This window comes from Acinetobacter sp. BD54 (assembly GCF_044778325.1).
Taxonomy (GTDB): Bacteria; Pseudomonadota; Gammaproteobacteria; order Pseudomonadales; family Moraxellaceae; genus Acinetobacter; species Acinetobacter baumannii.
Map to the genome: position 1 here is coordinate 197,272 of NZ_JANJEP010000001.1, position 26,152 is coordinate 223,423.

Genomic DNA, 26,152 nt, shown 5'->3' on the forward strand with positions numbered 1-26,152 from the left:
ATTTTGTATATAGTTATAAATATTTATAAATTTTTTGATCCCTTTACAGAGTTTATAAATGGCAAAAGTTGTTACTGGATTACGCCCTGGTGGACGCAGCGAAAGAATACAAACTGCGGTGCATCAAGCTGTAAAAGAACTACAAAAAGATTTTGAGCAAAGCCAAATTACTATTCCTATGATTGCAGTGCAGGCAGGGGTTACACCTTCAACCATTTACCGTCGCTGGGGTGACATCAATCAATTATTTTCAGATGTAGCTTTAAATGAACTCAAACCTGACATGGAACCCAAAGATTTAGGCTCGTTCCAACAAGATATTACAGCATGGGTTGAGCAATATTTTGAAGAATATGCTTCAGAGGTTGGGCAAGACTTATTGCGAGATGTACTCTATACATCAAACTCGGATTCTAATGCCCGTAAATGTGAGACTTTAATTATCCAGCAGCTCGATATTATTCAAAACAGGGCAAAATTACGTAATGAGCTTACTATACCTAATCAGGTAATCATCGAGGCAGTAATCGCACCTATGTTATTTCGAATTTTATTCACCAATCATGATCTTAGTCTTGAGTATGTATATGACCTTTTAAACCGTCTTTTTATAAAAAATAAGTAGATAAAATCTATAAAAAGACTAGTCCCTTGTTTTTATTAAATAAATATATATCAATCTTTCTTATTATTTAAAAAATAAATTCTCATAATTTAAGATTGATATGAGGATGAGTTAATCATTTATTTTTGAAATACTTGTTCTGCTCATTTAAAAATCAAAAATAAACATAGATAATGCATGATGTAATTAATTAAATTATTTTATAAACATGCATTTATGTAAATTTTTAAAGACTTTGAGTTTTATGAAACTTATTGAGATAAATATTTTCTATACAAAAATATGCATGGTTTTTAAATTTTACATTTTTTAAATTTATGACACAGGGTGTTTTTTATTCTTTACAATGGCTCCACTTCATTTAAAGCAGCTTGTGGTGCACGCTTTATATTTTATTTTTTTATCCCCATCGAAAAGGTATTTAGATAATGGATTTCAATACCCTTGACCAAGAAACGGTACAGAAAAAACAAAAGTTTCATCAAATTTTGTATGTACAGGTCATCTTTGCAATTATTTTGGGCATTTTAATTGGTCATTTTTACCCAGAACTTGGCGAGAGCTTAAAACCGCTTGGTGATGCATTCATCAAAATCGTCAAAATGATTATTGCTCCCGTAATCTTTTTGACAGTGGTTACCGGTATTGCCAGCATGACAAACATGAGTCGAGTTGGGCGAGTGACAGGTAAGGCAATGCTATACTTCCTTACTTTTTCTAGCCTTGCGCTTGTGGTTGGTATGATTGTGGCTAATATCATTCAACCTGGTAAAGGCCTAAATATTGACCCGGCAACCTTAGTCAACGATAAAGTAAATAGTTACGTTGAAAAGGCTCATGCTACAAATATCACTGACTTTTTCATGAATATTATCCCGCAAACATTAGTGAGTCCGCTTGCTGGTGGTGAAATTTTGCAGGTTCTATTTGTGGCAGTCCTATTTGGTATTTCTTTAGCTGCCTTGGGTGACCGTGCACGTCCAATTACTGATTTTTTAAATAACCTCACGGCTCCGGTTTTCTATTTGGTTGGCATGTTAATGAAACTTGCACCAATTGGAGCTTTTGGTGCTATGGCATTTACTATCGGTGCGTATGGAATTGAATCAATCGGTAATTTATTACTATTGATTATGACCTTCTATATCACGGCAGTGCTGTTCGTATTAATCATTTTAGGGGCTGTAGCACGCTACAATGGCTTTTCAATTATCGATTTAATTCGTTACATCAAAGACGAACTCTGGTTAGTTTTAGGTACAAGCTCTTCTGAAGCTGCTTTACCATCTTTAATGGATAAAATGCAAAAAGCAGGTTGTGAAAAATCTGTAGTAGGTCTAGTCATTCCGACAGGTTACTCATTTAACCTTGATGGAACTAACATCTATATGACTATGGCGGCTTTATTTATTGCACAAGCATGTAATGTTGATTTATCAATTGGTGAGCAGGTTGCATTGCTTTTAGTGGCAATGGTGAGTTCTAAAGGTGCGGCAGGGGTAACGGGCGCAGGCTTTATTACACTCGCAGCTACTTTATCGGTAGTACCTGCTGTACCAGTGGCAGGTATGGCGCTTATTTTAGGTATTGACCGTTTTATGTCGGAGTGTCGTGCATTAACTAATTTAATTGGTAATGCATGTGCAACCATTGTGGTTGCCCGTTGGGACAAAGCTCTGGACAAGGACGTTCTAGATAAAGCTTTACGCAAATCGAAAACGAATTAATTTTTTAATTCGAAATAAAAAACCTGTAGCAACTGGCAAATCGGGAGAGGTGCTGTGCTACAGGTTTTATTATTTAATGATCAAAAAAATATAATTTAAAAACTATATACTCATTAATAGTTATTAAGGAAAGCCACTATAAAAATTTCACAAATTTTCGTATAGAACTACTTTTTAAAAAGCAGAACTTTTGAGTTATCTACACTATAAAAATAGTATACAAACTCGCCTGGATTTATGCTTTTAAGTGATCCTCAAACTCTTCACCTAATTGCATTGCTAAAGCATTACCTGCCAAATCACAGGTCACTAAGCCATATTCTTTTTTAAAACTGAAAGTAAAACCTTTTCCATCAGCAAGGTTTTTAACCGAATACCCTAATTTTTCTAACCAAATACGGAACGCAATTAAATTTTTCGCTTTAACAACCTTTTTCACGTGAGAACTCCTTCTATCCGTGTCTTACACCTTATTTATTAATAGGGATTTACTCGAATTTTTTAAAGGGGGAAAACTTTGTTTTATTTTGCATCTTGTAAAAAAAGTAAAATAGATAAAGCAATATCCTTCATTTTATAAATTTATTAAGTTTTTATGTAATTAATCTGAATGTTTATAAATTTTAAGTTTTTGTTTTTTATATAGATTTTAAAATAATGATATTGGGTTAAAATTTAATCAATTTAAATTAATCTAAAATCAATAAATGTAAAAAATAATTTCATGCAACATGCTTTATTCAAAAAGATACAGTTCTTAAAATTAAACTGTATCTTGGTTGAAAGCTTATAATTTTAAAAATTGTCTTTTAAGCTACGTAAGTGAGCGAACTCATCTACACTTTCAGCACGTAAAAAGGGATTTGTTGCTAGTTCAAGTTCAATACTACTTGGCAAGGTAATTTTACCTTCTTGACGAAGCATACGGACTTGTTCAGCACGTTCTTGCAGTGCGTGGTTTTCAGGCTCTACACTCAAGGCAAATTCCGCATTAGAAAGTGTATATTCATGTGTGCAATACACTTTGGTTGCAGTGGGTAGTGCAGCAAGACGATTTAGTGAGTGGTACATCTGTTCTGCTGTACCTTCAAATAGTCGCCCGCATCCCATTGCAAATAAGGTATCTCCACAAAAGAGGGCATTAAGCTCTTCAATAAAATATACAATATGACCTAAGGTATGGCCTGGTGTTGCAATAATCTCTACTTTTAAATCATTAAATTTTAGATGATCATCGTGTTGTAAGGGATGAGTAATGCCAGGGATTTTACTTAGTTCATCTCTTGGGCCATATACCGCCATAGGCGTGTTAGCCGTTAAATCAGCAACACCACCGATATGGTCTTTATGCCAATGGGTAAGCCAAATCTGTTTTAAAGTTAATTGATGTTCTTGGCAAAAGTGGGTGACTAACTCAGCCTCTGTTGGATCAACTGCAACAGCTTCATGAGTCTCAGTATCTTCTAAAATCCAGATATAGTTTTGTAGGGCATTTTGCACATCAATATAATGAATTCTATAACGCATTTTTTTATCCTGAAACTAAATCCAAAAGCAGTATCTACGGGCTAATTTTGATAATAACAGAAATTACCTTGAGTAACCTGTCTAATAAAATGTCCTATAAATTAGACTCTCTAAAATAAAAAAGCCCTCATAAAAGAGGGCTTTTTTAGGAGTTCAATTAGCGCATTTTTGCGAGCCAATTTCCTAGCATTTGAACGATTTGTACCAAAAGTAATAATACAATAACCGTTAAAATAACGACGCTTGTATCAAAACGTTGATAGCCATAAGAAATTGCCAAGTCACCAATACCACCAGCACCAACTGCACCAGCCATAGCGGTTGCACCAATAAGGCTAATCGTAGCAGTGGTTAAGTTCAAAATAAGCGAACTACGAGCTTCAGGTAAGATAAAGCGCGAAATAATCTGCCAAGGTGTTGCACCCATAGCTTGAGCAGATTCGATAATTCCTTCATTTACTTCAAGCAGGGAAGTCTCAATAAGACGTCCCATATATGGTCCAACGTAAATTGTTAAAGGAACGATCGCTGCCCATGTACCAATTGAAGTTCCTACCAATAATTTGGTCAGTGGAATAACTGCAATAAGTAAAATAATAAATGGCAGAGAACGTAAAGCATTTACAATTGGGTTGAGTAAATGATAAATGAATTTATTTGGCAAAATGCCTTCTGGGCGGGTTACAAGTAGAATAATCCCTTGGATAAAGCCCCAAATACCACCAAATAAAAGCGCAAAGAATACCATATGGAAGGTTTCTTGTAACGCAGTTACAAACTGGTCAATTGAAAGTGAACTGTGCCAGAAAGGTTGAGTAAGTTCAGTTAACCACTGTACGATTAAATCTCTCATACTTGATCTCCTGATTGAACTACACTCACTTCATTTTTCTCTAAAAACTCAATTGCCTGACGAATCAACTGTGGATCACCTAAAAGCTGTACAAACATCTGACCAATGACGGTGCCGTTAATTTCAGTCATATTGGCAAATAAGATATTTAAACTAATATCAAATTGTTTAATAAGCGACTGAATCACAGGCTCTTGTGCTGAACGCCCTAAGAACTGTAAGCAATAAATGCTGTGATGATGCTGGTTTTCCAGTTGATTTAAAATATTTACAGGCAACTGCTGATGTAAAACAGTTTGTATAAAGTTTTTAGTTGTCGGATGTTGTGGATTACTAAAGATATCAATGGTTGAGCCTTGCTCAATCACTTTACCAGCTTCCATGACAGCAACATGGTCACATACAGTCTCAATCACATCCATTTCATGAGTTACCATGACGATTGTGATTTTTTGCTCTTGGTTAATTTTCTTTAATAATTCTAAAACCGACTTTGTCGTTTGTGGGTCGAGGGCAGAGGTGGCCTCATCACACAAAAGAATTTTAGGGTGGTTGGCTAAAGCACGAGCGATACCAACACGTTGTTTCTGACCGCCAGATAATTCATCCGGATAAGCATCTTTTTTATGCTTAAGATCAATGAATTCAAGTAACTCATTTAAACGCTTTTCACGTTCTGCTTTGCTGTAATTTAGCAGACGCATTGGCATTTCAATATTTTCAGCAACTGTTTTGGTTTGAAGCAAATTGAAGTGCTGGAAAATCATACCAATATTTGCACGTTCCTGACGTAATGAACGCGCATCCAAAGCAGTGAAGTCCTTTTGATTAATGATAACCTGACCTTCATTTGGTCGTTCAAGTAAGTTAATCAGGCGGATTAAAGTACTTTTACCTGCACCACTATAGCCGATAATGCCGAAAATACTGCCTTCAGGAATTTCCAAATTAATTTGGTCCAGTGCACGTATAGTTTGGCCTTTAAGCTGATAGTGCTTTGAAATGTTTTTAAATTGAATCATGTCGTCAAAAACTATGCTAAAAAGAAAAAACAGGCAAAGAGTCTTTGCCTGTTTCGCGTTGCAGCTATTATATTACTATTTAGCTTGCGTGAGGTAGCTGATTGGCTGATTCACGTCAACTTTTGTACCACCAAAGTGTTGTTCAACGTATTTTTTAACAGCTTCAGTGTGGTAAAGCTGACCAACTTTCTGAAGAACAGGGTCATCTTTACGTGATTCAGCAGTTGCAAGAATATTTACATTCAGCTTTGTACTTTGGTCAACTGGCTCATAATAGATAGAATCTTTAAGCACATTTAAACCACCTTCCATTGCTAAAGTATTACCTAAAACAATTGCATCAACTTCGTCTTTTACACGAACAGCAGTTGCCATTTGAATTGGTTTAATGTCAATTTTTTTGCTGTTGTCAGTAATATCGCTTGGAGTGCCTTTCGCTGGATCAAAGTCAGCTTTAAGCTTGATTAGACCTGCGCTTTGTAACAATAACAATGCACGAGCTTCGTTCGCTGCATCATTAGGAATAGCAATGCTTGCACCTTGAGGGAACTCATCAACTTTTTTGTATTTACTCGAGTAAATACCCATTGGTTCAAGATAAGTTGTAGCAACAGGAGCAATCTTATCTTTATTTGAAGCATTAAATGCAACAAGGTAGGCATAAGATTGGAATGCATTTAGGTCAACTTCTTTGTTTGCAGTAGCTGTATTCATTGCAACATAATCTGTGAAGTTTTTTACCTCAAGTTTAAGACCGGCAGCTTTAGTTTCCGGTAAAGTTGCAATATAGCGCCAAATATCAGCGTCAGAACCAGTTGAAGCAATGACTACAGTTTGTAACTGAGCAGAGTCTTTGCCATTTTGTGGTTCATTTTGCTGTTTGCCGCAAGCTGCAAGTAATACTACAGACACGCTTAAAAAAAGACTGATCAGCTTTTTCATGTAAAAAAAGTCCTGATTATGAGAGATCCCAACCATTCGGGTTGGCTCTCAGCTGGGAAAATTGGTGATGTTGAAAGTTCCAACGGTTTAACCAATCATAACAATAAAAACATATTCAATATAGTGGACATGTTTCGTTCTTATTAATCAGAATTGAATAAAAATTAAGATTAATATGAATATTTGTGATAAGTGAATAAGCAAAATAAAAAAGCCCTCATAAGAGAGCTTTTTTACTATTTAAATTTTTATTCAGCTTTTTCACGAGCAATAGCACGGTAACCGATGTCACTGCGGTATTGCATACCTGTGAAGGTTACTTGCCCACATACTTCTAAAGCATTGATTTGTGCTTCAAGAACGCTGTCACCTAGAGCAGTCACGCAAAGCACACGTCCGCCAGAAGTAACAATATGGCCGTCTTCACGAGTAGCAGTACCTGCATGGAAGATTTTAGTATCTTCTGGTGATTGACCGATACCTGAGATAACGTCACCTTTACGCACGCTGTCTGGGTAACCTTCTGCTGCAAGTACAATACCGATTGACTTACGCTCATCCCATTCTGCTTCGCTTGGTAAGTTACCTGCGATACCTGCTTCAACCAAATCAACAAGAGATGACTTCAAACGCATCATGATAGGCTGAGTTTCCGGATCACCGAAACGGCAGTTAAACTCAATTACGCGTGGTTGACCTTGTTCATCAATCATTAAACCAGCATATAAGAAGCCAGTATAAACATGTCCATCAGCAGCCATACCATCAACAGTTGGGCGCATAATTTCATTCATTACACGCTCAAAAACGTCTGGAGTCACAACTGGAGCAGGAGAGTAGGCACCCATACCACCTGTGTTAGGACCTTGGTCACCTTCAAAAATACGTTTGTGATCTTGTGAAGTTGCCATTGGTAAAATGTTTTTACCGTCAATCATACAAATGAAAGAAGCTTCTTCACCAGCAAGGAACTGTTCAATTACAACACGTGAGCCTGCATCACCAAATTTGTTGCCTGCAAGCATGTCATCAATGGCTGCAAAAGCTTCTTCATTGGTCATTGCAACGATAACGCCTTTACCAGCCGCAAGACCGTCAGCTTTAATTACAATTGGTGCGCCATTTTTTTCAACATAAGCTTTTGCTGCATCAACTTCCGTAAATACTTCATAAAAAGCAGTTGGAATGTTGTGTCGTTTTAAAAAGTGCTTAGCAAATGCTTTTGAACCTTCAAGCTGTGCTGCATATTGAGTAGGTCCCCAAATTTTTACGCCTGCTTCACGTGCAGCATCAACAACACCATTTACTAATGGCGCTTCTGGGCCAACAACAATCAGTTCAACATTATTTTCTTTAGCAAAAGCAATAATTGCAGGGTTGTCTAAAATATCGAGCTGAACGTTAACGCATTTTGGTTCTGTTGCAGTTCCTGCGTTACCAGGCGCAACGAAAACTTGAGTAACTTTGGCATCTTGCGCGATTTTCCATGCTAAAGCATGCTCACGCCCACCACTACCTAAAACTAAAATATTCATTTTTAATTTGTTCCTTAACTTTAATCCTTTTTCATCCCCCTCTATTTCTCAAGGTGGAGAGATAGTTCCATTATTGTGGAAAACCCTCCTGAATAAAAGGAGGGTTAGGGAGGACTAAATTTAAATTAGTGGCGGAAATGGCGCATACCAGTGAAGACCATTGCAATTCCAGCTTCATCAGCAGCTGCAATAACTTCTTCATCACGCATAGAACCACCCGGTTGAATAATACATTTAATGCCAGCTTTCGCTGCATTATCAATACCGTCACGGAACGGGAAGAATGCATCAGATGCCATAACTGCGCCTTCAACAACCAGACCAGCATGCTCAGCTTTAATTGCTGCGATACGTGCTGAGTTAACACGGCTCATTTGGCCTGCACCTACACCAATAGTTTGACGGTTTTTGGCATAAACAATAGCGTTTGATTTTACGTATTTCGCAACTTTCCATGCAAAAATAAGATCATCAATTTCTTGTTCGGTTGGTGCACGTTTAGTCACAACTTTAAGATCATCTTTGGTGATCATGCCCAAGTCTTGGTCTTGAACAAGTAAGCCGCCGTTAACGCGTTTATAGTCAAGTTGTGGAGCACGTGCATCAATTGCAGGTAATTCACCACATACTAAAACACGAACATTTTTCTTCGCGCCAGTAACTTCAAGTACACCATCAGCAATGCTTGGAGCAATAATTACTTCAACGAATTGGCGATCTACAATTGCTTGAGCAGTAGCAACGTCTAACTCACGGTTAAATGCAATAATACCGCCGAAAGCAGATTCTGGATCTGTTGCGTAAGCTAAATCATAAGCAGCTTTAATACCGTCTAAAGAAACGGCAACACCACAAGGGTTAGCATGTTTTACGATGACACAAGCTGGTTTTGCAAATGATTTCACGCACTCAAGGGCAGCATCAGTATCAGCAATGTTGTTATAAGACAATTCTTTGCCTTGTAATTGTTTTGCAGTAGAAACAGAAGCTTCTTTTGCATTTGCTTCAACATAGAAAGCAGCAGATTGGTGTGGATTTTCACCGTAACGTAAATCTTGTGCTTTGTTTAATTGGGTATTGAACGTACGAGGGAATAAATCTGCTTCACCTTCGGCCTTACCAACGCGAGCGCCTAAGTAAGAAGCAATCATGCCGTCATATTGAGCTGTATGTTCAAATGCTTTAACTGCTAAATCAAAACGCGTTTCATAAGAAAGTGAACCAGAAGCTTTTAATTCGCTAATAACTGTATCGTAATCTGAAGCATTTACCACAATACCGACAGATGCATGGTTCTTGGCAGCAGCACGTACCATTGTTGGACCACCGATGTCGATATTTTCGATAGCATCAGCAAGAGAACAGTTAGGTTTAGCTACCGTAGCCGCAAATGGGTAAAGGTTAACGACAACTAAATCGATTGGATCGATGTTGTGTTCTTGCATAACAGCTTCGTCTAGACCACGACGAGCCAAAATACCGCCATGAATTTTTGGATGTAGTGTTTTAACACGGCCATCCATCATTTCCGGGAAACCGGTATGTTCAGATACTTCAACAACAGCAATATTATTATCTTTAAGCAACTTGTATGTGCCGCCTGTAGATAATAATTCTACCCCTAAAGCTGCAAGGTTTTGAGCAAATTCGACAATTCCTGTTTTGTCTGATACAGAAATCAAAGCACGTTTAATAGTCATGATGTTCAAGTCAACAATTTCAAGTCTACGGATTAAAACCAATTAGAAGCACAAAAAAAATGCCCACGAAGCCGTGAGCATTTTATCATTTATTCACTCATTAAACCGTGAGCTTTTAACTTTTTACGTAAAGTGCCACGGTTGAGTCCAAGAATTTCTGCGGCACGTGTTTGGTTACCACGAGTATATTCTAGAACTACAGATAAAAGAGGTTTCTCCATTTCTGCTAGCACCATGTCATATACCTGAGATGGTTGCTCACCTTGCAATTGTGCAAAATAATGGCGAACTGCGCGATCCACGTGGATGCGAAGAGCAACATCAGATTGTGCAGTAAAAATAGGAGATTTGCTATTCATGCGAGTTAATCCGAAAATCAAATACTAGCTTGGGTAAAGTAGTATATAAATGTGGTCTAAAAATACGGAGTCCTGTTTTAGATCCTAAAACAGTGACTCTAAAACATAAGAACAATTAGCTTGCCATATTTCTTCGTATTGAGTAAAAAATAAGCGTAACAATAATTAAATATTTGTTACAGCCCCCTCAAAAACAAAAAAAGTTAGGCTATGCGCTTAATGTAGAAAAGCACACATGCTTAACAGTATATTTTTTGAATTGAGAGCGAGGAGTATATGAGTCAAAGCTTTCGTGGCGCGTATCATACCATTGTCTAGGAAAAAGTGAGCAAATTAACTGCATTTTTTTTTAATTTTTTTTCACTTTTTTTACAAATTAGGGGTGGACAATTTCTAATCGATAATTTACTAGGCTTTTTTTGCTTTTATTTAGCTCAACTTGGAATCTAAAAGGCGTATTGGTCGGAATGCGTTGAATACCACGTAAATTTTCGACCAAGTATTGTTGAGGGGTAAAAATGATTTCTTCTTGATCGGTTTCTTTGCCAAAGCTGAGTTTTAGGTTGGGCAACTCAATACTTTTATTATTCTGATTTATAAGAACACCTGAAAGTTGAGTATGCTCTGTACCAATTTTACGTAGCTTTACCTTTTCTATATAAAGAAGTTGATATTGTTCAGCTGACTTGTTGCAATGCAATATTTGACAAACATAATTAAATGCATGGCTAATCGCAGGGCTTTGTTGCATGAGTTTAGGGTTAAACCAAAGAATCTGAAAAGTAAAAACCAAAATCAGAATCAGATTTGCAGAACTCCAAAGCGTATAGTACAACCAGCTATGCTTTTTACCGCTATCTTGCTCAGGAGAGGTTGCTTGCTCAGCCAAATTAAGGTTAGGAAGAGCATTAATAGGTTCATTATGGAAGTAATTTAAATTATTCAAATAAGTCAAAAGATCAATATTAGAGTTTTCAACTTTTTGATCAAAGATATCTAATACATGAGAATGGGTCATATATCGTGTTTGCATAGAGCCATGAGCTAAAGCAGATGAGTTTACCGCTTCCGGCTGCTCAACATTTACTAAATTAGTCAGAGCATTAAAATTTAAATTACATTTAGGGCAACAAACCATACCCTGAGCAACAGTTAACTGAGTAAGAGAAACTTTATAAACTGTTAGACACTTAGGGCAGCGGGTTTGTTTTTCATTCATGAGTTAAAACATCTCAATTTGTTGTTTTACGTTTTCCTGAAATGCGGCACCAGTTTTCTTCGCGCTTTTCGACATCTAATATATCAAAAAATTCAGAATAAACACCTGAAACATCAGCAACTTGCTCTTCGATTACACCAGCAAGTGCGAAATCACCATCAGATTTAAGTAATTTTGCAAACTCTGGCGCAAGTGCCATTAAAGGACCCGCTAAAATATTTGCGACTAAAACATCTGCTTGTTGAGGTTTGAATTCTTGATCAAACTCTTCAGGAAGACCTACATATAAACGGTCTAATACACCATTGAGTTCTGCATTTTGTTTAGTTGCTAAAACTGCTTGTGGGTCAATATCTGTCGCATAGACTTTCTTAGCGCCTAATAATAAAGCTGCAACACCTAAAATGCCTGAGCCACAGCCATAATCAATCACGATCTTATCTTTAACATCAGTTTTACCTAACCATTGTAAGCATAAGAAAGTACTTGCATGATTACCTGTACCAAAAGCAAGGCCTGGGTCAAGCTTAATATTTATAGCATCTGCTTCTGGTGGCTCTAACCATTCAGGAACAATCCAGAATTTTTCCCCAATCTGAATTGGTTCATAATAATCCATCCATGCGCGTTCCCAAACTTGATCTTCAAGTTCTTCATGACGCATCGGCACATCTGGAAGTTGTGCTTTTAAGAAAGCTTCTAAAGTATCAACATCAATTGGGTCTTGTTCGTCTTGTTGGTAAATACCAGTAACAATGACTTTGTTCCAGAGTGGTGTTTCACCTGGTAATGGTTCCAGTAAAGCCTGATCTTCGGCATCATCCAAAGTTACGCTTACCGCACCTAGAGACATTAAAAGTGTTTCTGTGAATTCAACTTGTTCTTGATCAACGGTAATGTGTATTTGTAACCACTTCACGAAAAGGACCTAAAATTTTATTTAAAGGCATATTGTAGCTGACTAGAGTAGTTTAAAAAAGAAAACGGCCCATCTTTAATGGACCGCTTTTTGAAAATGATGATGTGATATAGGAGAATATAAAACGATTTCTCTATATCTTAAGTCAAAACTGTATTAAGGAGCAGGGGCCTTGAATTGTAATTTGCCATTTTCGTTCGGCTGGCAAGTACCATTAAAGGTTACACCGTTGTGATTGTAAGAAACCCATTCACCTTGCTGTTTTTTTGCACATACTCGAATTTGTTTTTGAGTTTCAGCTTTGCTCGTGTCAGCAGCGTGTGTAAAAGTTACGCCTGAAAAACAAATTAGAGATGCTGTTAAGATTTTCAACATGGTCGTTTTCATTTTGTGTTCCTTCTAGTTGCGTTAATTTTAAAGTCATAGAAGTGCTGTACGTTTTTTATTCTAAAATGAAAAAGTTTTAAAAACATTCACTTTGTATTGAATTCATGAAACAAAATGTCAAAACATGTGGCTTACCGTAAATCATGTCACGACAATTTTGTAATTATGTACATCTATGAGCAGATAATTTTGCTATAATGTTCCGTCTTTTTTTTCTGGTGTTTTTGTACTCATGCACTATCCTAAAGTTTATGATGTTATCGTTATCGGTGGCGGTCACGCAGGTACGGAAGCGGCGCTTGCTGCTGCGCGTATGGGACGACAGACTTTGCTTTTGACCCATAACATTGAGACTTTGGGTCAGATGAGCTGTAACCCAGCAATTGGTGGCATTGGTAAGTCGCACTTAGTTCGTGAAATTGATGCGCTTGGCGGTGCAATGGCTTTAGCTGCCGATAAAGGCGGTATTCAATTCCGTATTTTAAACTCGCGTAAAGGTGCAGCAGTACGTGCAACGCGTGCTCAGGCTGACCGTGTTCGCTATAAAGCTGCGATTCGTGAGACCTTAGAAAACCAAGCAAATCTTGATATTTTCCAACAAGCGGCTGATGACCTGATTGTTGAGGGCGATACAGTTAAGGGTGTTGTGACCCAAATGGGTATCCGCTTTGATGCAAAAACTGTTGTGTTAACTACTGGTACATTCTTGGGCGGTGTTATTCACGTTGGTTTAGAGAAATCAAGCGGCGGTCGTGCTGGTGATCCTCCTTCTATTGCTCTTGCTCAGCGTCTTCGTGAATTGAAATTACCGGTAGGCCGTTTAAAAACAGGTACACCTCCGCGTATTGATGCACGTTCAGTTGATTTTTCAGTTATGACACCACAACCAGGCGACTTCCCGTCTCCGGTAATGTCGTTCATGGGTGATGTGTCTATGCACCCAGAACAAGTGAATTGCTATATCACGCATACTAACGAAAAAACTCATGACATTATTCGTGGTGGCTTAGACCGTTCACCAATGTATACCGGTGTTATTGAAGGGGTAGGTCCACGTTACTGTCCTTCAATTGAAGATAAGATTCATCGTTTCTCTGATAAAGACTCGCATCAGGTATTCTTAGAGCCAGAAGGCCTTGATACACATGAGCTTTATCCAAATGGTATTTCGACTTCATTACCATTTGATGTTCAGTTTGAACTTGTGCGCTCGATTCGCGGTATGGAAAATGCCCATATCTTACGTCCGGGTTATGCAATCGAATATGACTATTTCAACCCGCAAGCTTTGAAATTTACCCTAGAAACCAAAGCAATTAACGGCTTGTATTTTGCAGGGCAAATTAATGGTACTACCGGTTATGAAGAAGCTGGTGCCCAAGGTTTACTTGCAGGCTTGAATGCTGCACGCCGTGCATGGGAACAAGAAGAATGGACACCTAAACGTGACCAAGCTTATATAGGTGTATTGGTTGACGACTTGATTACTTTAGGTACGAAAGAGCCATACCGTATGTTCACTTCACGTGCGGAATATCGTTTGATGTTACGTGAAGATAATGCCGATCAACGTTTAACAACTATTGGTCGTGAGCTTGGTTTGGTTGATGATGTTCGTTGGGCGGCTTATTGCGAAAAAATGGAAGCAGTTGAGCGCGAAACATCTCGTTTACAACATTTATGGGCGGCACCTAACAACCCAATGGGTAAAAAGTTTGTTGAAATGACAGGTGCTGATTTAAGTAAAGAATGTAGTGCGATTGATTTGCTTAAACGTCCTAATATTAATTTTGCTCAAATTGCGGAACTTACAGGTTCTGAAGTTTCACAACAGGTCGGCGAGCAAATTGAAATTGCTGTTAAATACGAAGGTTATATCAACCGTCAGCATGAAGATGTAGCTCAATTAAAACGTCTTGAAGAAACCAAAATTCCTGCTGATTTTGATTATGACGTCGTTTCAGGTTTATCTCGCGAAATTACTCAGAAGTTGAAAACAGTTCGTCCGGAAACATTAGCTCAAGCGAGCCGTATTCCTGGTGTTACCCCAGCTGCTGTTCAGCTTGTAATGATCACGATTCGTAAAAATAATATGACGAAAAAAACGGCTTAATTATTTAAACGTGTAAAAAAGCCCGGTTAAGACTGGGCTTTTTTATTTTCTGATCAAAAAATATATGGAATTTTCCTAAGCATCAAAAGAGATTTTGCATCCTTTTTTTCTTATTTCACAAGTTTTAAAGCGAAAGTTATATTAAATTCACGTTCAAACAAGAGGGCTTTAAACATGACAATGAAATCAATTCGCTACAATGGATATGATTTGGCATGCCAATGCTCATGTTCAACATAGCGCAAAAGAAGAAGCAGATCAGTTTTGGTGGGGGAAAACATATTGATCTGAAAATAAATAAAAGTATAAATGCCAATATAAAATTAAGAAAATTACAATTCAAAATCTAAAGAGAACCATATGGTTCTCTTTTTTATATCTACTGATTATGTGCTATCAGGCTCAATTTCTCGCACAGCATTGTGTACTTGGACTGGCTCAATATGAAGCAGTTTTTTACCAAAACTCCGTAACCACCATACGAGTTGGGATGTAAATGGAACGGTCGCCGTAACTTCGACAATATTTTCTTCAATTGGGGTAATGGTCTGATCTTTACTTAACTGACTTTCATAAAAAGTTTTAGCAGTTTGCTCGGTCATGGTTAAAGTAAGCTGAATAGATTCAGTAGGTTGGTTGTAATCTACTCTGAAACCTAAAGCCCCTGAGTCAATATAATGGTCAATATCGAAATTGACAGGGTGTAAAGCCCGACTTTCTAAAACTTTAGCGGATTTGAATCGGTGCAAGGCAAATGTTTGTACTTCAGTTTTATCATGGCGAGTACAAATTAAGTAAATCACAGCACCTTTTTGGACCAAAGCAAGAGGATTTAAAATATAAGTTTTATCTTCGCCTTGATTTACACGGGCCCGATAGACACACTCAATCTGTTTGTCTTGTAGTAGACCCTCATAAATTGCCTGCTGAGCAGCACGGTCCACTACAGGTGGAATAAGAGGTTGGCTTGCTGGCACAATACGGACACGATTAATCCACTGTCTTACATTATTTTGTGTAGATAGACTACGTTTTGCCAAATCGAACCAAGGCCCCATCTCATCAAGTAGACTGGGTGGAAGTAAATGTTTGAGATGTTCCTCAACCATCATAAAGGTTACAGCTTGAGAGCTTGTCATATGCGGTAAGCTTTGAATTGGTGCATCTGATTGCCAACGCCAGCCTTGAGGTACAGCTTTATTACTTTCAATTGGAAAACGCTGAGCAATTTGGTTTAAATCACGCTGAATTGTCCTTAAACTGATTTCAATACCTTCACGCTCAAGCATTTCTTGCAATTCTCGAGTTCCGATCCATTTACCGGTAGGAAGGCGAGATAGAATCTGCCATTGGCGATATAAACTATTTGAAGTTTCTTTTTCTGTTACAGACATAAGCGTAATACATCTATATCCAATTGCTTTGGTGTCAACACAATAAAAAAACTTTACAGATTTAGCAAGTTTGTCAGATTCGGTTTATAGCAGCTTTTACAATCAATGCTAAAATTTAGAAGAAAGTTATAACAATGATACTCAATAAGCATTATAGATATATAAGTGGCACTGAAATTGCTTATTTAAAAATGAAATATAGATAAATGATAAGACGAGGTTGCTATGTCAGAACAAGAGAAAGACCTACAAGCCGATATTGATTATTTTTTACAGGAACAGGCGACCAACGCATTACTTAACCAAACTTCGTTTATAGAAAATCTTTCCGTACAGTCGAACCTATTTGAACAACTAAAATCGCAGTTTTTTAATGAGATGTTGGATGATGCAACGTCTAACGGTGTGGCCTCTAAAAAAATTGAACAATGGCTGAGCATTCGTACTTTGGATGAGTTGAAACAATTAAATGCGGAGGCTAAGCAACATTTTCTCTATCACGGCATTACATTTAACGTATACGGTGATAAGGAGGGAGTGGAGAGAACGATACCTTTTGATCTCATTCCAAGGGTTATTGAAAAAAAACAGTGGGAAAAAATCGCAGCTGGCTGCGCACAGCGAGTTAAAGCGCTTAATTATTTTTTAGATGACATCTATCATGGTCAACATATTTTAAAAGAGCAATTAATTCCGGAAAGTCAGATTATTTGTCATGAGGCTTTTCAGCCCCATATGCTTAAACACACGCTCAAAGGCAAAATTTATTCTCAAATTAGCGGAATAGATATTATTCGCGACAGTGAAGGCGAGTTTTTTGTACTTGAAGATAATTTAAGAACACCATCTGGCGTATCTTATATGATTGAATGCAGGAATATTAGTCAGCAACTCATGCCTGAGCTCTGCGCTGCTAACAATCTGCAAGGTATTGAACACTATCCAAGCTTATTAAAAGAAATACTTCAAGAAAACTCTGAGATTGATCAGCCTTTTATTGTGGTCTTAACGCCAGGACGTTTTAACAGTGCTTATTATGAACACGCTTTTTTAGCACGTGAAATGGATGTGCCACTGGTCACCAATCGAGATTTATTTGTAGAAAATGATCAAGTATTTGTAAAAACGATTCGCGGCCGTCAAAAGGTTGATGTGATTTATCGCCGTTTAGATGATGATTTTTTAGACCCACTTGCATTTAGACCTGATAGTGCTTTAGGTGTGGCAGGTTTAATGTCTGCTTATTTACAGAAAAATGTAGTGATTGCCAATGCACCCGGCACTGGAGTAGCTGACGATAAATCGATTTATCCATATGTTGATCAGATGATCCAATATTATTTGGGTGAAACACCAATTTTGAAGAATGTACCTACTTACCAGTGCCGTGAGAAAGAACATCTGGACTATGTACTGGCTCATTTAGATCAATTGGTCATTAAAGAAGCTCAAGGATCGGGTGGATATGGCATGTTAATTGGTCCTAAAGCAAGCTCATGTGAAATTGATGAATTTAGACAAAAACTGATTGCTACACCGCATGAATATATTGCCCAGCCAACATTGGCTTTATCGGTTGCACCGACTTTAACTACAGCAGGGGTGGCTGAGCGCCACATCGACCTACGCCCGTTTGTACTCAGTTCTCCTTATCGGACCGAAATTGTGCCCGGAGGTTTAACACGAGTAGCTATGCAGGCAGGTTCTTTAGTCGTTAACTCCTCACAAGGAGGAGGTATTAAAGATACATGGGTCGTTGAAACGCTACATTCTTAATGGTTGGTTAAAGAGGAAATTTATGGTTTTACTCAATTCGAGTGCGCACCACATTTATTGGTTGGGTCGTTATTTAATGCGAATTCAATTTGCTGTATCACATTTGCCATTTACAGATGATGCTAAAGCAGCTCAATTTGCAGCAGCATTTGGGCTAGTCATTGATCAAGCAGAATTACTGAATTGCTATATGTTGGATACGAAACAAACATATTCGTTACTGAATCAGTTCGCTATTGCTAAAGATAATATTCAAGAGTTAAGAGGAATATTATCTTCAAATGCCTATGCAGAATTAAATCATGCGATTAAGGGAGTCCAAGCTCATCCTGATTCATTAAAGCAGGCTTTAGCGAAATGTAATCAAATACTTGATACTGAACATGAAGATATAGCGTTATTTCTGCATTTAGGACAAAAGATAGAATTATTTGATATACAACTACGTTTTCAGCAAGACCTTACACAGCTCTTGCAGGAGTTAGAACAATTACTTCAACAGCTGAATGACTTAGGGTGGAATAAATTAACTCAACCATGGCAATTATTAAAAGATCATCCAAATTGGGAAGCTTATTATAATTTTACCCAGCAGTTGGAATATATGTTCGAGGCATAATTATGAAATTGATGGTTAATCATCAAACGCATTATAACTATACTGAAACTGCTAAAAACAGTATTCAGTATATCAAGATGATGCCTCAAACATCGCTGCATCAACATGTTATGAATTGGGCAATCAGCGTGCCTGGTGACAAGACGCTCAAAAGAGATATTTTTAATAATATTTGGATAACGGCTAGCCAGCGTTATGAGTATCAGCACCTTACTTTTATGGCACAAGGTATTGTAGAGCTTCTAAATACAGAAATAGGAGGAGTAGATGTATCTATACCAATAAATCTATTTCTCCAAAGTACAGAGGCCACTAAATATGATGCTGAAATGTTGGATTTTGCCCAGAGAATTGTAACTGTCAAAGATCGACAACATATTGCTTTGCTCAGTGAAAATATTCTGCAAAAGATGCCATATCAACCGGATAGTACATCTGTTCATACAACGGCTACGCAAGCCTTTCAGGCAGGTCAGGGGGTGTGTCAAGATCATGCACATGTTTTAATCGCTATGTGCCGTGCGTTACAATTACCAGCACGTTATGTCTCTGGTTATCTATTTGATCAAAATTCTCCACACCTTGCCAGTCACGCTTGGGCGGAGGTATTTTTAGATAATCAGTGGTATTGTTTTGATGTGAGCAATCAATTGTTTACACCAAAGCATCATATTTATCTTGCTGTTGGTCGGGACTATCTCGATGTTGCTCCCATTAGGGGAGTGCGAGAAAAAGGTGGTACTGAAAATATGATGTCTGTGGTTCAAGTGCTGGCTTGTTGAATGTAAAGAGAACGAAATGACCTATTGTTGTGCGCTGAGATTGGAACAGGGTTTGGTGTTTATAAGTGACACTCGAACTAATGCCGGGGTCGATCATATTTCTGTGTTCCGTAAACTGCATACTTTTGGAGTAACGGGAGAGCGGTTTATTGCCTTGCAAACAGCAGGCAATTTAGCAACTACACAAGCGGTTATCGGGCATTTGCAAAATGCACTTATTTTGCAACAAGAGCCTAATTTATATAGCATTAATACTATGTTTGAAGTGGCTGATCTGGTCGGTAAAACCTTGAAAAGCGTTTTAGAAGATATTAGTTCAGATACCCAAGAACAAATGAATTATGCCTGTAGTATTTTAGTGGGTGGGCAAATCAAAGGCGGAGATATGCAGCTTTATAATGTTTACCCGCAAGGCAATTTTATTTGTGCCACTACAGATACGCCTTACTTTCAAATTGGTGAAAGTAAATATGGCAAACCTATTTTAGATCGAGCTTTATATTATGCGATGCCATTAGATGATGCTCTTCGTTGTAGTCTAATTTCATTTGATTCTACATTGCGTTCTAATGTCTCTGTTGGTTTGCCGTTAGATGCATTGGTTTATAGTAAAGATAGTTTTGTGATTCCTATGGGTAAGCGAATTACTGAAGACGATCCATATTTTTCACAAATTAGTCGTCAATGGTCAGATACGTTACGCCGTGGTTTACAGGAAATGCCAAAACCTACAGATGATTATTGGCGCTAAAATTTATTCAAAAAAAATCCAAGCAGTGCTTGGATTTTTTATTTAGTGAACTTTAAGTACCCTGACGGACTGGGCGAGAACTTAGACGGCAAAGTAATTCATAGCCGATTGTGCCATTTGCTTCAGCCACATCATCAACTAAACGGTGATTTCCCCAAAGTTCAACTTGGGTGCCAAGTTTTACTTGAGTATTTGTGACATCAATCGCAATCATATCCATACTTACACGGCCCACAACTGGGCAAAGTTTGCCATCAATAGCGACAAAATTTTGCTTAACATAAGCTCTTGGATAGCCATCACCATAGCCAATAGAAACAATGGCGATATCCATAGCCTGTTGAGCACAAAAAGTAGAGCCATAACCCACGTGTTCACCAGCTTCAATATGGTTTAACGCTATTATTTCTGCAGTAAAAGTCATGACAGGTTTCAAATCAAGATCATGCACTGTTTTATCTGCAAAAGGTGAAGCGCCGTAGAGCATAATACCAGGACGTACATAGTCAAAATTTAGTTCTGGCCATTTAAAGATGGCAGCTGAATTACAGCATGATGCTAAAATTGGATCGCAAGTTTCTTTAATATGCAAAAATTGCTGTTTTTGTTGTTCATTTAAAGGATGATCTACATCTGCATTTGCAAAATGCATAGCAAGTACACATGTAAAACCTTCAGACTTTAATGTCTTAATCACTTCAATAATTTCTGGGTTTTTAAAACCTAAACGGTTCATACCGCTATTTAATTTAACCCATACTTTTAAGCCTTGGGCAATATATGCTTGTTTGTGTTTAATTAACCATTCAAACTGTTGTTGATGGTGAATGACGCATTCAAATTTTTGTTCAATTGCGACGGGCATTTCATCTTCAGAAAATACCCCTTCAATTAAAGTAACTGGTTGTTCGAAACCAAGTTCACGGATTTCTAATCCTTCTTGTAGGCAGGCTACACCAAAGGCATCTGAGGCATTTAAGGCTGCTAAACAGTCTTTGACTCCATGTCCGTATGCATTGGCCTTTACCATGCTTACGATTTTTGAATTTGCTGCGAGTTGTTTGACACGGTTTAAATTATATTGAAGCGCTTGGCGATCAATATAAACTGTTGCTTGACGCACCCTCATTTACTCCTTTGGGCTAGAGATAGAGTTTATTCTTCATCATCATATTGGCTGTAATACTCAGGAGAGAGATTACTAAAACGAGTATATTGGCCTTCAAAGGCAAGGCGAACAGTACCAATTGGACCATTACGCTGTTTACCGATGATAATTTCTGCGGTGCCTGCTTCTTTCGATTCTTTGTTATAGACTTCATCACGGTAAATAAACATGATTAAGTCGGCATCCTGTTCAATCGCACCAGATTCACGTAAGTCAGACATTACTGGGCGTTTATTCGGTCGGTTTTCCAGACTTCGGTTAAGCTGAGATAGTGCAATCACAGGACAGTTCATTTCTTTAGCTAAAGCTTTTAAGCTACGTGAAATTTCCGAGATCTCACCAACACGGTTGTCACCCATGCCCGGAACTTTCATTAACTGTAAATAGTCGACCATGATACAGCCGATTTTACCATCATGCATTTTTGCGATACGTCTAGCTCGGGCACGAACTTCAGTAGGTGGTAGGGCAGAGGAGTCATCAATATACAAATGCATTTGTTGAAGTTGCAGAATGGTACCCGTTACTTTAGTCCATTCATCAGCATCCAAATTACCTGAACGTAAATGCCCTTGATGCACTTTACCCATAGCTGAAATTAGACGCATCGCAATAGAGTCTGCTGGCATCTCCATAGAGAATACGAGAGCTGGGAGTTTATTGTATTGCAAAACACTTTCAACCAAGTTCATGGCGAAAGTAGTTTTACCCATAGATGGACGTGCTGCGACAATAATCAAATCACCCGGTTGCATACCAGAAGTTTTATTATCGAGCTCTAAGAAGCCAGTCGTTAAACCAGTAATATTTCCGTCTAATTTTGAAAGTTCATCAAGTTTACTAATTACATCGGCAGTTACAGAACTAATTGCTTTAGGTCCAGAATCTTTTTTATTGTTGTTATGTTGTTCTGCTAAAGAGAAAATACTCGTTTCGGCTAAATCTAAAATTTCACTTACACCTCGACCTTTTGTGTCGTAAGCATTTTGTAAAATTTCAGTACTTACCTTAATCATACTGCGTAGTGTAGAAAATTCTTTAATTTTAGTCGCATAAGTTTCAAGATTATAGAAACTCGAAGGTGAGTCAGCCATAAGCTGCATCAAATATTCTTCACCGCCAATCGCATCGAGTAAATTTTGTTTTAAAAGCCAGTCGTTGACCAAAACCGCATCATACGGTGAGTTTTCCTGTGCTAATTTTTCAATTGCACGATAAATATATTTATGACGAGTGGCATAAAAATCATTTTCTTTGAGTAAGTCACTGACTTGTTCAAAAGATTCAGCAACGGTCATCAGCGCAGCAAGTACAGCTTGCTCAATGGCTAAATTGTGTGGGGGAGTGCGAAACTCTTTAAGTTGGCCTGATTCACTCGTCTTATTTTCTGTTGGAGATGAAAGGGTTAAAGAAGTGGCATTCGCCTGAGACATAATTAGACCTGATGATAAAATGTGTACACAAAAAGGGTTTTAAGCCGAGAACTATCTTAAAACAAAACTAAATAAACTACCTAATTAAAAAACCAATTAAACTGAAGAACTGATCAGGAATTAATATATCTAATTTTATTGCTTAAATTTAAGAGATAAAAAAAGAGCATGCGTAAGCATGCTCTTTTTTTGATGAGAAATTACTCAGATACGATAGTAACGAGAACTTCTGCAACAACATCATGGTGCAATTGAATTGCGATGTTGAATTCACCAGTGTGACGAAGCGCACCGTTTGGTAAACGAACTTCTGCACGGTCAACTGTAAGACCAGCATTCGTTAACGCGTCAGCGATGTCACGAGTACCGATAGAACCGAAGAGTTTACCTTCGTCACCAGCTTTAGCAGTGATAACGATGTTAACTTCGTTCAATTGTTCAGCACGTGCTTGAGCAGCAGCTAATACTTCAGCTTCTTGCTTCTCAAGTTCAGCACGACGAGCTTCGAAAGCAGCAGTGTTAGCTTCAGTAGCTGCAACTGCTTTACCTTGAGGGATAAGGAAGTTACGGCCGTAACCAGCTTTAACTGATACTTTATCGCCTAATTTACCAAGGTTCTTAATGCGTTGTAATAAGATAACGTCCACAGATCACCTCACTTATGGTTGTCAGTGTACGGAATCAAAGACAAGTAGCGAGCTTGTTTGATAGCAAGCGCTAATTGACGTTGATAACGAGCTTTAGTACCAGTGATACGGCTAGGAACAATCTTGCCGTTTTCAGTGATGTACTGTTTTAAAGTATCGATATCTTTGTAGTCGATGTACGCAACATTCTCAGCTGTAAAGCGGCAGAACTTGCGACGACGGTAAAAACGTGCCATTGATGTTCTCCTTATTCAGCTTCTTGAGCAACTTGCTGTGCTTCTTCACGTTGAGCTTTACGCGCACGCTTTTCTTCAGCACTCTTAGCAAGCAATGACTCTTCAGTGATTGCGTGTTCACGACGGATGATAAGGTTACGAATGATCGCGTCGTTATAACGGAATAATTCTTCTAACTCATCAAGCGTAGATTGACCACATTCAACATTCATAAGAATGTAGTGCGCTTTGTGAATTTTGTTAATTGGGTAAGCCAATTGACGACGGCCCCAATCTTCTAAACGGTGAATTTGACCATCAGCTTCTTTGATCTGAGAGATATAGCGTTCAACCATACCTACAACTTGATCGCTTTGGTCTGGGTGTACCAAAAGTACGATTTCGTAATGACGCATTGTCAGCTCCTTACGGTTTAAACAGCCCCTAATAAAATTAGAAGCAAGGAGTCATAGCTAAAAATATAAATAGCTACGTCGCAAAAAATGCGAAGGCTGAATTATAGGTAAAAATTAGACTAAAAACAAATCTTTTGATGAGAAATATAAAAGTTATTTCAGAGAGGAGGAAATCCTCCCTTAATTAAAAGAGAGGAAGATTTGGAGCAGGGGATTGATAGGTAAAGCTAAAACTTAAACTTAGCAAAGTAATTAAGATTACTGAGTAAAGGAAAAAGCGTTTAGCCCAAAGTTGGTCGTTTTCGGCTTTAAATCCAATAATTGATAAATAAAACCAGTATGCGGTCAAAGCATTAAAGGTTATCAAGAAAAATACATTGGTGTAGCCAAAACAATATAACCCATTCAAAACAGCTGCAAACAACAGGATATAGATTACACATTCAATTTTCGTGCGATAAATGGAACGTGCTACAGGCAAGATAGGAATTCCCGCATTTTTGTAATCATCAAAACGATAAATTGCAATTGCCCAAGAGTGAGGCATTTGCCATAAAGCGTATGCTAAAAACAAAAGCAAGGCTGCCACATCAAATTGATGAGTTACTGCTGTATAACCAATAACAGGAGGGCTCGCTCCGGAGATACTACCAATGACGGTTTGATGGATTGAGGTACGTTTAGTCCACAAACTGTAAAAACCGACATAGACAATAAAACCAATCATTGCAAACAAAAATGCGTAACCATTTACACCAAACCACAAAATGCTAAAACCCATTACTCCGAGTACGAAAGCATATACAAGCGCAACAGTAGGAGAGATGGTTTTTTTAACGAGTGCACGGTTTTGAGTGCGCTGCATCTTTGTATCAATATCTTGATCTATAACATTATTAACCACACAACCTGAAGCAACAACTAATGTTGTTCCAATGAGAGTGAGCAATAATAATAAGATGTCTATAGAGCCTTGGGCGGCTAAGAAGAAGCCGCCCAAGGTGGTAATGAAATTACCGAAGAGAATTCCTGGTTTAGTCAGGAATAAATACTTTTTCAACATGACAATCAGTTTAGATCATCATATTGTAGTGAAGGTAATTCATAATCCACACAGAACCGATTAAAAGTACAGCGATACATAGGATTGTGTAGATAAATGCAATCATATTCCAACGTTGTTCAGATGATGTATTCATGTGTAAGAAGTACACAAGTTGTACAAGAACCTGAGCAACGGCAGTGATTGCAATCACTGTAACCAAAAGACCGCGGCTGAAACCACCCGCCATCACCATCCCGAATGGGATGATGGTAAGGATGACAGAAAGAATAAAGCCAACAGTGTATTGCTTAAAGTTACCGTGTGACGCACCAGCAGCATTATGCTCATGACTACTCATTAGAGAACTCCCAGTAAGTAAACGACGCTGAATACACAGATCCAAACGATGTCAAGGAAGTGCCAGAACAAGCTTAAGCAAGCAAGACGACGTGTATTCGGTAAAGTCAAACCTTTAGTTTTGATTTGATACATCAATACCAACATCCACACTAAACCAGAAGTTACGTGGATACCGTGCGTACCTACCAAAGTAAAGAACGATGATAAGAAAGCACTGTGAGTTGGACCATGACCTTCTTCTACAAGGTGATGGAATTCATAGAGTTCCATCCCGATGAAGGTTGCACCAAAAAGGAATGTAATAAATAACCAAGTGATCACTTGATTTACATTCTTTTTATAAGATGCAAGTACCGCAAAACCAAAAGTTACCGATGAAATCAATAAGGCAAATGTTTCAGTTAACACGTAGCCTAATGATTCATGGAACAGGTCATATGCACTTGGAGTTCCTGGTGGAACATGACTGCTTAATACAGCGAACGCAATGAAGAGTGATCCGAAAAGAATCAAGTCACTCATCAAGTATGTCCAGAAACCAAAGACCGTTAAGTCAGTATCATCATGTTCATGATGACCATCATGGCCGTGGTTGTCGTGATGAAGTACTTCAGCCAT

27 protein-coding genes are annotated in these 26,152 nt (G+C 38.1%); 7 read left to right on the plus strand and 20 right to left on the minus strand.

The window, feature by feature from the left end; all coding sequences use genetic code 11:
* Nucleotides 1-58: 58 nt before the first annotated feature.
* On the plus strand, nt 59-625 hold the full coding sequence (locus NQ782_RS01035; RefSeq protein ID WP_001151707.1) for a TetR/AcrR family transcriptional regulator C-terminal ligand-binding domain-containing protein: 567 nt from the start codon (nt 59-61) through the stop codon (nt 623-625).
* A 428-nt stretch (nt 626-1,053) separates the two neighbouring features.
* On the plus strand, nt 1,054-2,352 hold the full coding sequence (locus tag NQ782_RS01040; protein WP_000347180.1) for a dicarboxylate/amino acid:cation symporter: 1,299 nt from the start codon (nt 1,054-1,056) through the stop codon (nt 2,350-2,352).
* A 235-nt stretch (nt 2,353-2,587) separates the two neighbouring features.
* On the opposite strand, the gene NQ782_RS01045 is transcribed toward NQ782_RS01040, so the two are convergent.
* From NQ782_RS01045 to NQ782_RS01095, 11 genes are all read right to left on the minus strand, one after another.
* Nucleotides 2,588-2,791 (minus strand): hypothetical protein, encoded by a 204-nt coding sequence (locus NQ782_RS01045; RefSeq protein ID WP_000758190.1) that lies wholly within the window; start codon nt 2,789-2,791, stop codon nt 2,588-2,590.
* Between the two features lie 356 nt (nt 2,792-3,147).
* Nucleotides 3,148-3,879: a hydroxyacylglutathione hydrolase gene (gene gloB, locus NQ782_RS01050; protein WP_001270564.1), complete on the minus strand. Its 732-nt coding sequence runs from the start codon at nt 3,877-3,879 to the stop codon at nt 3,148-3,150.
* 157 nt (nt 3,880-4,036) lie between these two features.
* Entirely contained in the window at nt 4,037-4,732 is a 696-nt protein-coding gene (locus tag NQ782_RS01055) for a methionine ABC transporter permease (RefSeq protein ID WP_001205190.1), read from the minus strand.
* Nucleotides 4,729-5,754: a methionine ABC transporter ATP-binding protein gene (locus NQ782_RS01060; RefSeq protein ID WP_000614025.1), complete on the minus strand. Its 1,026-nt coding sequence runs from the start codon at nt 5,752-5,754 to the stop codon at nt 4,729-4,731. Before NQ782_RS01060 ends, NQ782_RS01055 begins: the two co-directional genes overlap by 4 nt.
* Before the next feature lie 75 nt (nt 5,755-5,829).
* Nucleotides 5,830-6,696: a MetQ/NlpA family ABC transporter substrate-binding protein gene (locus tag NQ782_RS01065; protein ID WP_000733779.1), complete on the minus strand. Its 867-nt coding sequence runs from the start codon at nt 6,694-6,696 to the stop codon at nt 5,830-5,832.
* Nucleotides 6,697-6,944: 248 nt separating this feature from the next.
* Nucleotides 6,945-8,231 (minus strand): phosphoribosylamine--glycine ligase, encoded by a 1,287-nt coding sequence (gene purD, locus NQ782_RS01070; RefSeq protein ID WP_001024112.1) that lies wholly within the window; start codon nt 8,229-8,231, stop codon nt 6,945-6,947.
* A 125-nt stretch (nt 8,232-8,356) separates the two neighbouring features.
* Nucleotides 8,357-9,931: a bifunctional phosphoribosylaminoimidazolecarboxamide formyltransferase/IMP cyclohydrolase gene (gene purH, locus NQ782_RS01075; RefSeq protein ID WP_000153210.1), complete on the minus strand. Its 1,575-nt coding sequence runs from the start codon at nt 9,929-9,931 to the stop codon at nt 8,357-8,359.
* An 89-nt stretch (nt 9,932-10,020) separates the two neighbouring features.
* The gene (gene fis, locus NQ782_RS01080) at nt 10,021-10,290 is read right to left on the minus strand and encodes a DNA-binding transcriptional regulator Fis (protein WP_001086304.1); all 270 of its coding nucleotides are present in this window, start codon (nt 10,288-10,290) and stop codon (nt 10,021-10,023) included.
* Nucleotides 10,291-10,666: 376 nt separating this feature from the next.
* Nucleotides 10,667-11,509, minus strand: coding sequence for a zinc-ribbon and DUF3426 domain-containing protein (locus NQ782_RS01085; RefSeq protein ID WP_024433650.1), 843 nt, complete (start codon nt 11,507-11,509; stop codon nt 10,667-10,669).
* Between the two features lie 13 nt (nt 11,510-11,522).
* A complete protein-coding gene (gene prmA / locus NQ782_RS01090) occupies nt 11,523-12,428 on the minus strand; it encodes a 50S ribosomal protein L11 methyltransferase (RefSeq protein ID WP_024433651.1) in 906 nt (301 codons plus the stop codon).
* Between the two features lie 156 nt (nt 12,429-12,584).
* Complete coding sequence (locus NQ782_RS01095; RefSeq protein ID WP_000859008.1) at nt 12,585-12,815, minus strand: hypothetical protein; 231 nt, start codon at nt 12,813-12,815, stop codon at nt 12,585-12,587.
* 232 nt (nt 12,816-13,047) lie between these two features.
* Between NQ782_RS01095 and mnmG the strand changes: the two genes are divergently transcribed.
* Nucleotides 13,048-14,928 (plus strand): tRNA uridine-5-carboxymethylaminomethyl(34) synthesis enzyme MnmG, encoded by a 1,881-nt coding sequence (gene mnmG / locus NQ782_RS01100; protein WP_057094496.1) that lies wholly within the window; start codon nt 13,048-13,050, stop codon nt 14,926-14,928.
* A gap of 386 nt (nt 14,929-15,314) precedes the next feature.
* On the opposite strand, the gene NQ782_RS01105 is transcribed toward mnmG, so the two are convergent.
* Nucleotides 15,315-16,322 (minus strand): YafY family protein, encoded by a 1,008-nt coding sequence (locus NQ782_RS01105; RefSeq protein WP_000117149.1) that lies wholly within the window; start codon nt 16,320-16,322, stop codon nt 15,315-15,317.
* 225 nt (nt 16,323-16,547) lie between these two features.
* On the opposite strand from NQ782_RS01105, the gene NQ782_RS01110 reads away from it, so the two are divergent.
* The 4 genes from NQ782_RS01110 to NQ782_RS01125 are packed head-to-tail and all read left to right on the plus strand — an operon-like array spanning nt 16,548 to nt 20,250.
* The gene (locus NQ782_RS01110; protein ID WP_038347975.1) at nt 16,548-18,098 is read left to right on the plus strand and encodes a circularly permuted type 2 ATP-grasp protein; all 1,551 of its coding nucleotides are present in this window, start codon (nt 16,548-16,550) and stop codon (nt 18,096-18,098) included.
* A 22-nt stretch (nt 18,099-18,120) separates the two neighbouring features.
* Complete coding sequence (locus tag NQ782_RS01115) at nt 18,121-18,717, plus strand: alpha-E domain-containing protein (protein ID WP_000243520.1); 597 nt, start codon at nt 18,121-18,123, stop codon at nt 18,715-18,717.
* Nucleotides 18,718-18,719: 2 nt separating this feature from the next.
* The gene (locus NQ782_RS01120) at nt 18,720-19,499 is read left to right on the plus strand and encodes a transglutaminase family protein (protein WP_000772592.1); all 780 of its coding nucleotides are present in this window, start codon (nt 18,720-18,722) and stop codon (nt 19,497-19,499) included.
* A 16-nt stretch (nt 19,500-19,515) separates the two neighbouring features.
* The gene (locus NQ782_RS01125; protein WP_000220477.1) at nt 19,516-20,250 is read left to right on the plus strand and encodes a proteasome-type protease; all 735 of its coding nucleotides are present in this window, start codon (nt 19,516-19,518) and stop codon (nt 20,248-20,250) included.
* A 52-nt stretch (nt 20,251-20,302) separates the two neighbouring features.
* On the opposite strand, the gene alr is transcribed toward NQ782_RS01125, so the two are convergent.
* From alr to cyoC, 8 genes are all read right to left on the minus strand, one after another.
* A complete protein-coding gene (alr, locus tag NQ782_RS01130; RefSeq protein WP_001248172.1) occupies nt 20,303-21,373 on the minus strand; it encodes an alanine racemase in 1,071 nt (356 codons plus the stop codon).
* Nucleotides 21,374-21,405: 32 nt separating this feature from the next.
* Complete coding sequence (gene dnaB / locus NQ782_RS01135; protein ID WP_000075891.1) at nt 21,406-22,851, minus strand: replicative DNA helicase; 1,446 nt, start codon at nt 22,849-22,851, stop codon at nt 21,406-21,408.
* Nucleotides 22,852-23,051: 200 nt separating this feature from the next.
* On the minus strand, nt 23,052-23,498 hold the full coding sequence (rplI, locus tag NQ782_RS01140) for a 50S ribosomal protein L9 (RefSeq protein ID WP_000382591.1): 447 nt from the start codon (nt 23,496-23,498) through the stop codon (nt 23,052-23,054).
* Between the two features lie 8 nt (nt 23,499-23,506).
* Nucleotides 23,507-23,734, minus strand: a complete 228-nt coding sequence (rpsR, locus tag NQ782_RS01145) for a 30S ribosomal protein S18 (protein WP_000090661.1) — start codon at nt 23,732-23,734, stop codon at nt 23,507-23,509.
* A gap of 11 nt (nt 23,735-23,745) precedes the next feature.
* The gene (gene rpsF / locus NQ782_RS01150; protein ID WP_001216679.1) at nt 23,746-24,129 is read right to left on the minus strand and encodes a 30S ribosomal protein S6; all 384 of its coding nucleotides are present in this window, start codon (nt 24,127-24,129) and stop codon (nt 23,746-23,748) included.
* A 184-nt stretch (nt 24,130-24,313) separates the two neighbouring features.
* Nucleotides 24,314-25,192, minus strand: a complete 879-nt coding sequence (cyoE, locus tag NQ782_RS01155; protein WP_000915319.1) for a heme o synthase — start codon at nt 25,190-25,192, stop codon at nt 24,314-24,316.
* Between the two features lie 10 nt (nt 25,193-25,202).
* Nucleotides 25,203-25,532, minus strand: coding sequence for a cytochrome o ubiquinol oxidase subunit IV (locus NQ782_RS01160; RefSeq protein ID WP_000094534.1), 330 nt, complete (start codon nt 25,530-25,532; stop codon nt 25,203-25,205).
* Nucleotides 25,532-26,152 carry a cytochrome o ubiquinol oxidase subunit III gene (gene cyoC / locus NQ782_RS01165; protein WP_000852577.1) on the minus strand — a complete coding sequence of 207 codons (621 nt, stop codon included), beginning with the start codon at nt 26,150-26,152 and terminating at the stop codon, nt 25,532-25,534. Before cyoC ends, NQ782_RS01160 begins: the two co-directional genes overlap by 1 nt.